The sequence below is a fragment of the Amycolatopsis sp. NPDC033938 genome, assembly GCF_055575975.1.
Map to the genome: position 1 here is coordinate 254,639 of NZ_JBVIRO010000004.1, position 12,598 is coordinate 267,236.

10 protein-coding genes are annotated in these 12,598 nt (G+C 69.8%); 9 read left to right on the plus strand and 1 reads right to left on the minus strand.

Annotated features, from left to right (window positions below):
* Window positions 1-370: 370 nt before the first annotated feature.
* From ACZ5ZX_RS14010 to ACZ5ZX_RS14035, 6 genes are all read left to right on the plus strand, one after another.
* Window positions 371-3,487 (plus strand): sensor histidine kinase, encoded by a 3,117-nt coding sequence (locus tag ACZ5ZX_RS14010; protein WP_465502725.1) that lies wholly within the window; start codon window positions 371-373, stop codon window positions 3,485-3,487.
* A gap of 20 nt (window positions 3,488-3,507) precedes the next feature.
* Window positions 3,508-3,966: a roadblock/LC7 domain-containing protein gene (locus tag ACZ5ZX_RS14015; RefSeq protein ID WP_085939650.1), complete on the plus strand. Its 459-nt coding sequence runs from the start codon at window positions 3,508-3,510 to the stop codon at window positions 3,964-3,966.
* A 25-nt stretch (window positions 3,967-3,991) separates the two neighbouring features.
* The gene (locus ACZ5ZX_RS14020) at window positions 3,992-4,771 is read left to right on the plus strand and encodes a DUF742 domain-containing protein (protein ID WP_465502381.1); all 780 of its coding nucleotides are present in this window, start codon (window positions 3,992-3,994) and stop codon (window positions 4,769-4,771) included.
* Complete coding sequence (locus ACZ5ZX_RS14025) at window positions 4,752-5,360, plus strand: GTP-binding protein (protein ID WP_061985000.1); 609 nt, start codon at window positions 4,752-4,754, stop codon at window positions 5,358-5,360. Before ACZ5ZX_RS14020 ends, ACZ5ZX_RS14025 begins: the two co-directional genes overlap by 20 nt.
* A gap of 461 nt (window positions 5,361-5,821) precedes the next feature.
* On the plus strand, window positions 5,822-6,244 hold the full coding sequence (locus ACZ5ZX_RS14030; RefSeq protein WP_037318050.1) for a roadblock/LC7 domain-containing protein: 423 nt from the start codon (window positions 5,822-5,824) through the stop codon (window positions 6,242-6,244).
* A gap of 6 nt (window positions 6,245-6,250) precedes the next feature.
* The gene (locus ACZ5ZX_RS14035) at window positions 6,251-6,832 is read left to right on the plus strand and encodes a DUF742 domain-containing protein (RefSeq protein WP_465502382.1); all 582 of its coding nucleotides are present in this window, start codon (window positions 6,251-6,253) and stop codon (window positions 6,830-6,832) included.
* Between the two features lie 49 nt (window positions 6,833-6,881).
* Here the strand turns inward: ACZ5ZX_RS14035 and ACZ5ZX_RS14040 are convergent, their stop codons facing one another.
* Window positions 6,882-9,125: a helicase-associated domain-containing protein gene (locus ACZ5ZX_RS14040; protein ID WP_465502383.1), complete on the minus strand. Its 2,244-nt coding sequence runs from the start codon at window positions 9,123-9,125 to the stop codon at window positions 6,882-6,884.
* 93 nt (window positions 9,126-9,218) lie between these two features.
* Between ACZ5ZX_RS14040 and ACZ5ZX_RS14045 the strand changes: the two genes are divergently transcribed.
* The 3 genes from ACZ5ZX_RS14045 to ACZ5ZX_RS14055 all read left to right on the plus strand — a co-directional run bounded on the left by ACZ5ZX_RS14045 (window position 9,219) and on the right by ACZ5ZX_RS14055 (window position 12,591).
* Window positions 9,219-9,401: a hypothetical protein gene (locus ACZ5ZX_RS14045; protein WP_037318042.1), complete on the plus strand. Its 183-nt coding sequence runs from the start codon at window positions 9,219-9,221 to the stop codon at window positions 9,399-9,401.
* Between the two features lie 101 nt (window positions 9,402-9,502).
* Complete coding sequence (locus ACZ5ZX_RS14050) at window positions 9,503-10,894, plus strand: NAD-dependent malic enzyme (RefSeq protein WP_465502384.1); 1,392 nt, start codon at window positions 9,503-9,505, stop codon at window positions 10,892-10,894.
* A gap of 149 nt (window positions 10,895-11,043) precedes the next feature.
* Complete coding sequence (locus ACZ5ZX_RS14055) at window positions 11,044-12,591, plus strand: alpha/beta hydrolase (RefSeq protein WP_465502385.1); 1,548 nt, start codon at window positions 11,044-11,046, stop codon at window positions 12,589-12,591.
* The last annotated feature ends 7 nt before the right edge of the window (window positions 12,592-12,598 follow it).

The following is a 12,598-nucleotide window of genomic DNA, read 5'->3' on the forward strand; positions in this document are numbered from 1 at the left end:
TCCGAAGGGTTACATCTGGGCCTGCCGTTCGCTACCCTCATGCACCGGTAGTGAGGTGTGGACCACTGATGTAGTGAAAGAGAGTGCCTTGGATGGCCGAACGCTCTGGACCTTTCCCGAGGTGCAAGGCACTCTGTGTCGAACACGGTGAACACGACCGTGCTTCACTGGTGCGTACTCGCGCACTGGCGGGTTAGGCCGAAAAGACCAATGACGCCAGGCGGGATTTCGGCCAAGTGCACCTGAGAGACTGCGTCGAAGACGACCCCCTCATTCGGAGGAACGAGCATCCCTGCCGGGCGGCAGGAGTGTGCGGGTAGTGGTCTCCGACGACCGACGCAGACAGCAGAACGGCCAGTTCGAGAACGGCATGTCCAAAATGGGCTTTCCCGGCCCGGATGAAGATGATGGTGGTGCGGCGGTGCCGAACGAAGACACCGCGGGGGTGGGAGGGGCCCCTGCGCGGGATACCGGAGACGGTCCTGGCGGGAAGGCCGGGTCGTTCCTGGGCCTGCGTAACTGGCGTCTGCGATCCAAGCTCGCGGCCGTCCTGATCATTCCGACGCTGACCGCGCTCGCGCTCGGCACGCTGCGCGTGATCGACGACAGCGGTGAGGCCACCCGGTTCCAGGACACGGCCGATCAGGTCGCGTTCGCCGACAAGATCACCCTCGTGGTGCACGAACTGCAGAGCGAACGCGCGCTCGCCGTCGCCAAGATCGCCTCCGGCGAACCGGCGCGCCAGAACGGTCTCGACGCGCAGATCGCCAAGGTCGACCGCGCGATCGACGACCTCCGTGCTTCGGCGAACCAGATCAACCCGGACGATCAGGACACGAGGGACCGCTACTCGCGTGGTCTGCAGCGGCTCGACGCCCTGCGCCCGCTGCGTGGCGCGATGAACACCTCGCTGCTGGGCGACACCCCGGTCCTCATCGCCTACTCCGGCATCCTCGACTCGCTGGTCCAGCTCGGCCGTGAGGTGACCACCGCGGTGGCCAACCGCGACGTGCTCCGGCTCGGCACCACGGTGCAGGCCATCAGTGAGAGCAAGGAGTACATCGCCCGCGGTGACGCGGCGCTGCTGATCGCCTCCTTCCGCTCCTCGTTCCCCGGTGACCTGTTCGACCAGGCCCGGTCGGCGGTGGCCAGTGGCGACGCCTCGACCGCGGCCTTCCTCGCGAACGCCAACCCCGAACAGCGGCAGCTCTACTCGGACACCTTCTCCGGCCCCGAGGTCGACGACCGCCGCCGGATCACCACGATGGCGTTCGCGCTGCACCAGCAGAACGAGCCGCCCGCCATCGACAACGTCGCGCTCGGCAACGACAGCCGCGTCGCGCTCGACAAACTGCGCGCGGTCGAGACCAACCTGCTCGGCCAGCTGCGGGCGCAGGCCGACGACCTGGCCGCCTCGGCGATCACCTCCGCCTGGATCGGCGGCGCGGTCGTGCTGCTGGCCCTGCTCGCGGCGCTCGCCCTGATGCTCGTCATCGCCCGCCTGATGCTGCGCCCGCTGCGGATCCTGCGGAAGACCGCGCTCGACGTCGCCTACACCCGATTGCCGGAAACGGTGCAAGCGATCCTGGACGACCCGGACCCGGTCAACGCCTCGAAGCGGTCGGTCGAACCGGTGCCGGTCACTTCGCGTGACGAGATCGGTGAAGTGGCGCGTTCGTTCGACGTCGTCCACGCGCAGGCCGTCAAGATGGCCGCCGAGCAGGCCCTCCTGCGCGAGAACGTCAACGGCATCTTCGTGAACCTGTCCCGCCGGTCGCAGCGCCTGGTGGAACGCCAGCTCGGCGTGATCGACCGGCTCGAAGCCGACGAGCAGGACCCGGACCACTTGGCCAGCCTGTTCGAGCTCGACCACCTCGCCACGCGGCTGCGCCGCAACGGTGAAAGCCTCCTGGTGCTCTCGGGCGCCGGTCTCGCGAAGTCGGTGCCCAAGCCGGTGCCCGCCGCCGACGTCATCGGCGCCGCGGTCTCGGAGATCGAGCAGTACGCCCGGATCGAGATCGGCATCGTCCCCGACGTCGCCGTCCAGGGCCTGACGATCCACGACCTCGTGCACGTGCTCGCGGAACTGCTGGACAACGCCACCTACTTCTCCGAGCCGGAGACGAAGGTGACCGTCCGTGCGGTGATCACCCGCAAGAAGGCGCTCGCCATCCAGGTCACCGACCACGGTGTCGGGATGACCGAGGACCGGCTCGCCGAGGTCAACCAGCGGCTCGCCGACCCGCCGGACCTGGACGTCTCGGTGACCAGGCGGATGGGCCTGTACGTGGTCGCGCGCCTGGCGCGCCGTCACGGCATCGAGGTCCGGCTCCGGGAGAACGAGGACATCGAAGGCGGCGTGATCGCGCGGGTCGTCGTGCCTGCCGAGCTGCTCACGCAGATGCGGCCCGGCTCCTCGCGCAACACCCCGCCGCCGCCGAACCGCTCGGAAACGTCGATGCCGTCGATGTCCGAGATGTCGACCTCGCTGCCCAGCATCCCGGCGTCCGACCGCGGGCTGGAGATGACTCCGCCACCGCCGTCGAAGCCGCCGTCCCACCAGCCGGTCGCGCAGCAGGGCGGGCTCGTCCCGCTCGATCAGCCGATCAGCCTGGACGACCTGGTCGCGGGCAAGAACGCGGCCGGACCGTTCCTCAGCCCGGCGACCCCTGCCGAGGAGACCCCGGCGTGGCCGACGGCCGAGGACATCTCGCCGGCGAACGGCGACGGGGCCTCCAGCGGTACGGAGACCCAGTTCGCGTCGCTCGTGCTGCCGAAGCGTGAGCCGCGGTACGTGCCGGTGAACCCGGTGGAGTCGCCGCGGCAGCCCGAAGAGTCTCAGGACTCGGGTAAGTCGGCGCTGGAGGACGACGTCCCCACCAGGCGGCTCCCGATCTACCAGTCGGTGCTCTCGCGCTGGTTCAGCGAAGGCGACGAAGCCGGGGAACCCGCGGGCTCGTCCTACGCCGAGGGCACGGAGACCGCCGAGTCGGACGTGCCAGAACAGGGCCGCCACGGCACCGACGAGGTCGCCGAGGCGGACGCGGAGACCGCCGGAGAGGCATTGCCCACTCGGACCCCGCAGAGTGTTCCGCCGGAGACGGTGCTCCAGGACAATGGCTGGCGGAGCGCGTCCGACGACGGCTGGCAGGCGGCGCAGGTCCTGTACGAAGACCGGAACGAGGAGATCACCCCGGCAGGCTTGCCGAAACGGGTGCCGAATCAGTACCTCGTCCCCGGCTCGATCGGCGGGGATGAGCCCAAGAAGGAAGACTCGTTCGCCGACAAGACCTCCGGAATGCCGGGAACGGGTGCGATCGCCCGCTCGGCGACGGCGGCCAGGAGCCGGATGGCAAGCTTCCAGAAGGGCTACACGTCGGGACGGCACGCGTTGAAGGAACGCCCGCTCGATGCGCTGGATGACAACGGCGTTCCGGTGACTGGCAGGGGTGCGGGTTCCCCTGCCGATGACAGCAGTAAGGAGTGAAAGTGACACGGGCGGGTGCGATGCAGCCGGGGGGACCGGCGCAGCCTGGCGGCCAGGCGCAGGGTAAAGGACACACGAGCAGCTTTGCCTGGCTGATCACGGATTTCGTGCACCGGGTCCCGGGCGCGGCGCATGCCGTGGTGGTGTCGGCCGACGGTTTGCTGCTGGCGTCTTCGAAGGGACTTCCCAAGGACAGGGCCGATCAACTCGCCGCTGTCGCGTCGGGGCTCACCAGCCTCGCGCGTGGTGCGGCCAAGGTGTTCGAGGGCGGCACGGTCGCGCAGACGGTGGTCGAGATGGCCAACGGCTTCCTCTTCCTGATGTCGGTGTCCGACGGTTCCTGTCTGGCGGTCCTCGGATCGCCGGAGAGTGACATCGGCCTGGTCGTCTACGAGATGACCTTGCTGGTGGAACGGGTGGGGCAACAGCTGACACCGGAGATGCGCGCGCAGCTGCAGGGCGCGTCGGTCCGCCGCTGAGCGACCGGGAACCGAGGAGAATGCCGTGGACGACGGGCGCTTGAGGGGCGATGGCCGGCTCGGTGACGACTTCTCCGGCGGGTGGTCGGAACGAGACGACGGCCGGGAGGACTGGACGTCCTTCCGGGACCGGGTCGATCGCGAATGGCGATCGCGGCGGGCACAGGGGTCGGACGAGGACCCCGTGTCCCCGGAGGAGGCCTCCCGCTGGCTGACCGAGTCGAACTCGGGAACCGGACCCGCCGATTTCAGTGTCACGGACTACCGGGAACGCCTGCTGGGCGGTCCCGGGGCCGAGCTGTTCGGTGGTGGCAGCGGTCCGCTGTACGACTCGGGCGAGTTCGCCAAGTTCTCCTTCGACAAGGAGGAGGAGCGCCGGGCGGCGGCCGCCGACCCGCTCGCCGCGGCCTTGCCGCAGCAGGCGCAGAACGAGTACGTCGACGAGCCGTACACCACCGACGTCGAATCCTCCGGCCTGGTCCGGCCGTACTTCCGCACGCGGGGACGGACCAAGCCGACGTACGACCTTGCCATCGAGGCGTTGATCTCGACCAGTGAACAGGGACGCGTGCTCGACCGGGTACGCGTTCCCGAACACCGGTCGATCTGCGACCTTTGCCTGGACACCCGGTCCGTCGCCGAAGTCGCGGCGCTGTTGCGCCTGCCGCTCGGCGTGGTCCGGGTGCTGATCGGAGACGTGGCCGGCCTCGGCCTGGTCCTGGTGCACACCGCCAGCCAGAACGTGGGTGACCGGCCCAGTATCGAGTTCATGGAGAGGGTGCTCAGTGGGCTTCGGAGAATTTGACTCCGACGCGAATGCGCCGCAGGTGGCCGGGCCGACTTCGTCGGCCAAGATCGTGGTCGCTGGCGGATTCGGATCGGGGAAGACCACGCTGGTCGGGGCGGTTTCGGAGATCGATCCGCTGACCACCGAGGCCATGATGACCGAGGCCAGTACCGGCGTCGACGACAATTCGGCCACCCCGAACAAGTCGACGACGACCGTGGCCATGGACTTCGGCCGGATTTCGCTGGACTCGGATCTGGTGCTGTACGTGTTCGGTACGCCGGGCCAGCACCGGTTCTGGTTCATGTGGGACGACCTGGCGGTCGGTGCCATCGGCGCCGTCGTGCTGGTCGACACCCGTCGGCTCGCCGACGCGTTCCCGTCGATCGACTTCTTCGAGAACCGGAAGCTGCCCTACGTCGTGGCGATCAACTGCTTCGACCGGCTGCTGCATCACCAGATCGAGGACGTCCGGCACGCGCTGACGATCTCGCCGTCCGTGCCGATCATGGCCTGTGACGCTCGGGAGCGGGAGTCCGCCAAGCAGGTGTTGATCTCGGTCGTGCAACACGCCATCGCCTACGATTCGGCGTTGCGCGCGGGATAGGCAGGACGAACAAAAGTGCCTGCTGGGTAGAAAACAGCACAAATGCCCGGGGCGGATGCGGCCGTTGGAGTGAACTCCGCAGGCTTCACCCGCTTCGGGCATCGGCGCCACCGGCCGGAGTGCACGCGGGGCGATCCCCTCGGCCCGATCCGGTGCCGCCACCGCCCGATCGGGCGGCCGAAATGCCGGTGACCTGCGCGGACACCGATTCACGCCCGGTCGCGCGACGCCACCACGGGGTGACCCACGAATGCGTGGTTCGCGATGAGTCGACGCGGTGAGCGGCTGGACGTTCACGTTCGGTTAGCGCTGTCGGCCGGGTGGCGGGCTCGACACGATCGGCGGGACGAATACGCTGGGTGGAGGCGTCTTTCGGCTCATCGGTGCTTGGTCGGTGCTGGTCAGCGGGAGAGGTCCGGACCACGCCGCCCAGGTGGTCTTGACGCAGCGAGGAGGGACTTGTGACGGCATCCGGGCAGCAGCAGAGCTCGTTCGGCTGGCTCATCACGGATTTCGCGCGCCGGGTTCCCGGTGCCGCGCACGCCGTGCTGGTCTCCGCGGACGGCCTTCTCCTCGCGCCGTCGGAAGGGCTGCCGCAGGAGCGGGCCGAACAGCTGTCCGCGGTCGCCTCCGGATTGATCAGCCTCACCGCCGGCGCGGCGCGCTGTTTCGACGCGGGCGGGGTCAACCAGACCGTCGTCGAGATGGAACGCGGGTACCTCTTCCTCATGTCGGTCTCCGACGGCTCGTCGCTCGCCGTACTGGCCGCGCCGACCTGCGACATCGGCACCGTGGCCTACGAGATGACCCTGCTCGTCGAGCGGGTCGGCCAGCAGATCACCCCCGAGCTGCGGGCGCAGCTGCAGGGCGGCGTCCGTGGGTAGCCGCCGATGAAGATCACCGGATTCACCGAGCCGGAACCGTCCGGCTGGGACTCCCTTTACCAAGGCGCCGAGCGCGAGGCCTTCGACTCCCCGAGCCGGTTCGAGCTGAGCTCGATCAGCACGGTCATGCCGCGGCGACCGCCCGCGCAGCCGGAACCGGTGCCGACGGTCCCTTCGCCGATCCGCCAGTCGCCACCGCGTCCCGCTGCCACGGGTGGCAGCGCGCCCGCTTCGGTCTATCTGCCGTCCTCTGGCTCCCGTGTCCGGCCCTACACGCGCACCGGCGGGCGCACCCGCACCGCGCACGACCTGGCGCTGGAAGCGCTGGTCTCGACCAGCGACGACGGCCGCCGGTATCGCGGCGTGCGGACCCCGGAGCACCGGCAGATCTGCGACATCTGCCTGGACACCCGCTCGATCGCGGAGATCGCCGCGCATCTGCGGCTGCCGCTGGGCGTGGTGAAGGTGCTCGTCGGCGACATGGCGGACGCGGGACTGGTGCTGATCCACCAGACGGAGCTGATCCTCGGGGACTCGTCCTCGCGTGCTTTCATGGAACGCGTCCTTCAGGGCCTTCGCGCCCTCTGACCCCTCCCCGCCGCGTTTCGTCCTCTAAATGCGTAGATCCGAAGGCGGGTCACTCCTCGACGAGGGCGGCCGAGGTGATCCGGTGCAGCGGGTAGCGTTCGTTGTCGGTCCCTTCGAGGACCCCGCCACCGACGCGCATCGGCCGCACCACGCGCTGGCTCGACGTCCCGCGTGAGTCGACGAAGCCGATCCACACCTCGCGGCGCTCCATGGTCGCCTGTGACAGCAACGCCAGCGTCGCGGACGTGTCCCCGGCGCCACCGCCCTGCGGCGCGCGCACCGTCTCACCGCGACGACGCGCCGAAGCGGCGTCACCGGCTCGGACGTGCGCGACGATCTTGCCGACCTGTTCGTCGGTCAGCCCGGCCTGCTCGCCAGGAGCCCGACGTGCGGCACGCGCCTTCGCGGGCAGCCGACGTCCGGACGGCCTGATGTCCATGACGCGCCCGTCGGGCCCTTCGGCGGCCGGAGCGAACCCAGCGGCACGAAGAGCGTCGAGGACCTCGGCGAGCGGGTACACGCTGATGAGCACGGTCGGCGCGATCATGCGCAGGCCGTACTCCGCCGCGACCGGGCTGCCCATGACCTCCGCGAGCAGCGAGGCGTCGTCACAGCGCAGGAACGACTCGGCGGCGCCACCGCGAAGCCGCCCGTGCCGCCGGGCGACGTCGTCGATCAGGTAGGTGAGGCCCTGCGGCACCGGCGTCGCCGACCGGGCCGCGAACAACGCGTGCAGTTCGCCCGCGGTCCGCCCGGTGTCGAGCGCACGCCGCACGGAGGTCTCGGTGATCCGGTAGACGGTCGCGTGCCCGGCCGATTCGATGTCGGCGACGGCGGTCATCTCGGCCGCGAGTTCGGCTTCCAGTGGTCCCGGCGCGACGACGGTCAAATCGGCCTGTACCAGGACGTGGTCCACCGGCCGCGGGAGCGCGTCGAGCATCGCCTCGACCGCGCCGGGCCGGTCCTCGGCCAGCAGGGCCCGCGTCGCCGTCGTGAGCCCGCCGAGCCCGATCAGGCCGAGGGCGGACCCTTCGGCCATCGTCCAGCGGACGGTCTCGTCCCGCAGCCGCCCGCCCCGCCGCGGCGCGCGCCAGGCGAGCGCCGCGACCAGTTCGTCGATGCTCTTCACGCCGGCGCCTTCGGGCAGCGCGGCCAAGGCGAGGAGGATCCGCCGTCGCGAGACCGGCGCCAGCGGCCGTCGCAGATCTTCCGAAAGCGGCGCGATCGGCTTGTCCTTCGCGTCCCGCCCACCGGCGAGGCCGGGCAGCCGGGGCAGTTCGAGCCAAGCCTGCGCGAGCGTCATCCAGCGCTGCGCCGTCGGCGACGCCAGCCACGTGTCCGTGAGCGTCGTCGGCACCCATTCCGGTGAAGTCGTCTCGCTGTCCGCGACCAGCCCGGCGCCGACCGCGAGCTCCGCCAGCAGGGTCACGCGGGTCTCGTCGGCGTCGAGATCCTTCGCGAGCTTCTTCAGTTCGCGGACGCCGAGGCCGCCGGACTTCAGCACCGGCGGCGGCGTCGCCGACCACGCGCGAAGCAGGTTTTCGGTCTGGCGCAAGAACTCCATCGCCTCGCCTGCGGCCGCCTCGTCCACTGTGGACAGATTATGCGGATGTACGGGGAGTTCCGGTTCGCGCAGCGACGCCGGGTCGAACACCGAGCCGCCGCGCAGGGCGATCCCGAGTTCGCGCGGCAGTTCGACGGTCTGATCGTCCCGGCGCAGCAGCAGCCCGCGGGCGAGCAGCCGCTGGACCGGGTTCTGCGCGCGCTCCAGCGGGACGTCGGCCGAGGCGTCACGGGTGCGGCCGATCGGCGGCCCGGCGGCCAGCGTCGTCAACAGGGCGCGTTCGTCCTCGCCGATCTCCGCGAGCGCGGCCGCGATGTCGGTTCCGGCGAGCGTGGACGATGACGCGCCCAGCCCGGCGGGGAACGGCCCGAGCGCGTCGCGGGCCGACGGCGGGACACGCAGTCCGTCGTCCTCGCCCCAGACGAGCGCTCGGGTGCGCAGCAGGGTCAGCGCCTCGCCGATCTCGGCGCCCACGAGCCGCGCGACCTCGGCCGCGGTGACCGGATCGGTGTCCGCTCCGGCCAGCAGCAGGGCGTCGAGCACGGCGAGGGTGAAGGTGTCGAGGTCTTCGCAGGCGCGCGCGACGGAGCCCGGCGTGCCGGCCCGGGTGGCGAGCACGATGGTGTCGGACGGTGGTGGCGTGGACAGGTCGCGACGCGTGCGCAGCAGTGCGGCGAGTGCGTCGTCGGACTCCTGGCGCAGCCAGTCCGCCAGGGAGGGCGCAGGCATAGAAGACCAGGATACCGGGCGGGTGGTGGACCGGCAGCCGCGTTCGGGCAGACTGTGCGTCGAGAACGGCTTGACCATGCTCGGGAGGACGTTGTGGCGAAGGGCGAGAACAAGAAGCGCGCGGGGATCGACCCGACGTGGCCCGGTGAAGACGGGGAGCACCCCGTCACCGAGCTGGCTTCCGACCGGCAGGGTGCGCTGTCCCCGTTCGGTGACGTGACCTTTCCCCTCGAGAGCGTGCCTTACGTGCACCCCGAGACCGAGATCAACAAGTAAGAAGTTACTGGTCAGTCACCCCCTGCGGGGCTTCGTGGCGGTCGTCACGGGAGTAGGTTTTCGATCGACCTATTCGAGCGTTCCTCAGCGGGGGTAGTGCCATGCCGGTTCCCGGTCCCGGATATTCGATCACCGTCCGGGTGGAGGCCCCCGCGTCGTCCACCGCGGCGGGTGATCTGACGACCGCCGTCGGCCGGGTCGGCGGCGTGCTGACCGCGTTCGACGTCGTCGAGTCGCATCCCGACTCGATCGTCGTCGACATCAGTGCCAACGCCCTGTCGGAGAACCACGCGCAGGACATCACGCAGACCCTGGACTCGCTCCCGGGCGTGCGGGTCCGCAAGGTCTCCGACCGGACGTTCCTGATCCACCTCGGCGGCAAGATCGAGGTCACCCCCAAGGTCGCGCTCCGCAACCGTGACGACCTCTCCCGCGCGTACACGCCCGGCGTCGCCCGCGTGTGCCAGGCGATCGCCGCGAACCCCGAGGACGCGCGCCGCCTGACCATCAAGCGGAACACCGTCGCCGTGGTCACCGACGGTTCGGCCGTGCTGGGGCTCGGCAACATCGGCCCGGCCGCCGCGCTTCCGGTGATGGAGGGCAAGGCGGCGCTGTTCAAGAAGTTCGCCGACGTCGACGCGTGGCCGGTGTGCCTGGACACCCAGGACACCGAAGAGATCATCAAGATCGTCAAGGCGATCGCCCCGGTCTACGCGGGCATCAACCTCGAGGACATCGCGGCGCCGCGTTGCTTCGAGATCGAGAAGCGCCTGCGTGACCAGCTCGACATCCCGGTCTTCCACGACGACCAGCACGGCACCGCCATCGTCGTGGTCGCCGCGCTGCGCAACGCGCTGCGCGTGGTCGGGAAGAACATCGAGGACTGCAAGATCGTGGTCAGCGGGGTCGGCGCGGCCGGTTCGGCGATCATCCGTCTGCTGCTCGGCAAGAAGCCCGGCGACGTCGTGGCCGCCGACATCGACGGCATCGTGCACTCCGCGCGCGGCAACCTCGACGAGAACCTCACCTGGATCGCCGAGCACACCAACAAGGAGCAGCAGGCGGGCACCCTGCACGAAGCGCTCGTCGGCGCCGACGTGTTCATCGGGGTCTCCGCGCCGAACCTGTTCGGGGCCGAGCAGGTCGCGACCATGAAGTCCGACGCCGTCGTGTTCGCGCTGGCGAACCCGGACCCGGAGATCGACCCGCTGGAGGCGCAGAAGCACGCCGCCGTCGTCGCCACCGGCCGCAGCGACTTCCCGAACCAGATCAACAACGTGCTCGCGTTCCCCGGCGTGTTCCGCGGCCTGCTCGACGCGCACGCGCACCACATCGACGACTCGATGCTGCTCGCGGCGGCCGACGCCATCGCGGACGTCGTGGACAACGGCAAGCTCAACGCGTCGTTCATCGTGCCGAGCGTCTTCGACAGCGCCGTCGCCCCCGCCGTCGCGGAAGCCGTGAAGAAGGCGGCCAAAGCGGCCGAGCGCTGAGCAAGCGATACCAAAGGTCCCTTGCTCCATTCGGTGTCCGCGTCATCACTGAGGCCGACCTCGTGGCCGACTTCAGGGTGACGACTCCGTACCCGCCCCGCTCATAGGCTCGATTTCGACCAAGAAGTCGATCTTGACGGGGGTTGGGCATGAAGCACTCTGTCCTGAGCAGAATCGGGACACTCACGGCCGCGGCGGTGACCGTGGCGGTACTCGTACCGGCCACGGCGTCCGCCGCGGTTTCGTCGTTGGACTGGGGGCCGTGTCCGGAGGACGTGGCCGCGCCCGGCGTCGAATGCGGCACCTTGAAGGTCCCGCTCGACTACCGGAATCCCGGTGGCGCCACCATCGACATCGCCGTGTCGAAGCTCGCCAGCACCAAACCGGCGAAGCGGCGCGGGATCATGCTGACGAACCCGGGCGGCCCCGGCGGTCCGGGGCTGACCATGCCTGCCGGGCTGCGGGCGGCGGGCATGCCGACGAGTGTGCTCGACGCGTACGACGTCATCGGGTTCGACCCGCGCGGGATCGGGCGCAGCACGCCGGTGACCTGCGATCTCAAACCCGAGCAGCAGACCAGCAACGTCCCGCCGTACGCGCGTGACGCGGCGGCGGTCGCCGAGCGGGCGACGCAGGTGGCCGTGATCGCGAAGCAGTGCGGTGAGTCGAAGACCGCGGCGAACCTGCCCTACATCACCACGGCCAACACCGCCCGCGACATGGACCGCATCCGGGAAGCCTTCGGTGAGAAGAAGCTCTCGTACTACGGCGTCTCCTACGGCAGCTACCTCGGCGCCGTGTACTCGACGCTGTTCCCGCAGCAGACCGATCGCGTCGTGATCGACAGCGTGACGAGCCCGGGCGGCCTCGATCCGGCTACCTCGCGTCGCCTGGCGGAAGGGTTCGAGGACCGCTTCCCGGACTTCGCGAAGTGGGCGGCGGCGCGGCACGCCAGTTACGGATTGGGTCGCACTCCGCAGCAGGTGACGGCGAAGTTCTACGAACTGGCCGCCAAACTCGACGGCGGGGCGGTCCCGGGTGTGGACGGCGCGGCGTTCCGGGCCGCCACCTTCGGCGGGCTGTACTCGACGAGGTCGTTTCCCATGCTCGCGCAGCAGTGGCAGGGGCTCGACGGCGAAGGAGTCTTGAAGCAAGCTGCGGAGACGCCGGGGATCGACGTGGCGCAGCTGCTGTCCGGGCAACTGCACGTGGTCTGCAACGACGCGAACTGGCCGGAGGACGTCGCGACCTATCAGCGCAATGTCGCGAAGGATCGGGTGAAGTACCCGATGTTCGGCGCGGCCGGGGCGAACATCTGGGCTTGCGCGTTCTGGCCGTCCGAGTCGATCGAGCCGCCGGTGCGGATCGGCGACCGGGGACCGTCGAACATCCTGATGGTGCAGAACCTGCGTGACCCGGCGACTCCGCTGAGCGGGGCCAGGGAGATGCGCCGCGCCCTCGGCGACCGGGCGCGGATCGTGACCGTGGACGAGGGCGGGCACGGGGTCTGGCTGACCGACGAAAACGCTTGCGGCAACAACGCCGTCAACCGGTTCCTCGTGGAAGGCAAGCGGCCGGCGCACGACACCGCCTGCGGAGTGGACAAGGGCGGGCTGTTCGACTCGATGTCCCCGCGACAGCGGCAGGACCGCGAGAAGGCACTCGACGAGGTTCGCTCGAAGCAGCGGATGTTCTGAGGACTAA

Excerpts from the sequence above, each read along its gene's own strand:
- ACZ5ZX_RS14010 (WP_465502725.1), top strand. The coding sequence starts at position 371 with ATGTCCAAAATGGGCTTTCCCGGCCCGGATGAAGATGATGGTGGTGCG.
- ACZ5ZX_RS14015 (WP_085939650.1), top strand. The coding sequence starts at position 3,508 with ATGCAGCCGGGGGGACCGGCGCAGCCTGGCGGCCAGGCGCAGGGTAAA.
- ACZ5ZX_RS14035 (WP_465502382.1), top strand. The coding sequence starts at position 6,251 with ATGAAGATCACCGGATTCACCGAGCCGGAACCGTCCGGCTGGGACTCC.
- ACZ5ZX_RS14040 (WP_465502383.1), bottom strand. The coding sequence starts at position 9,125 with ATGCCTGCGCCCTCCCTGGCGGACTGGCTGCGCCAGGAGTCCGACGAC.
- ACZ5ZX_RS14050 (WP_465502384.1), top strand. The coding sequence starts at position 9,503 with ATGCCGGTTCCCGGTCCCGGATATTCGATCACCGTCCGGGTGGAGGCC.
- ACZ5ZX_RS14055 (WP_465502385.1), top strand. The coding sequence starts at position 11,044 with ATGAAGCACTCTGTCCTGAGCAGAATCGGGACACTCACGGCCGCGGCG.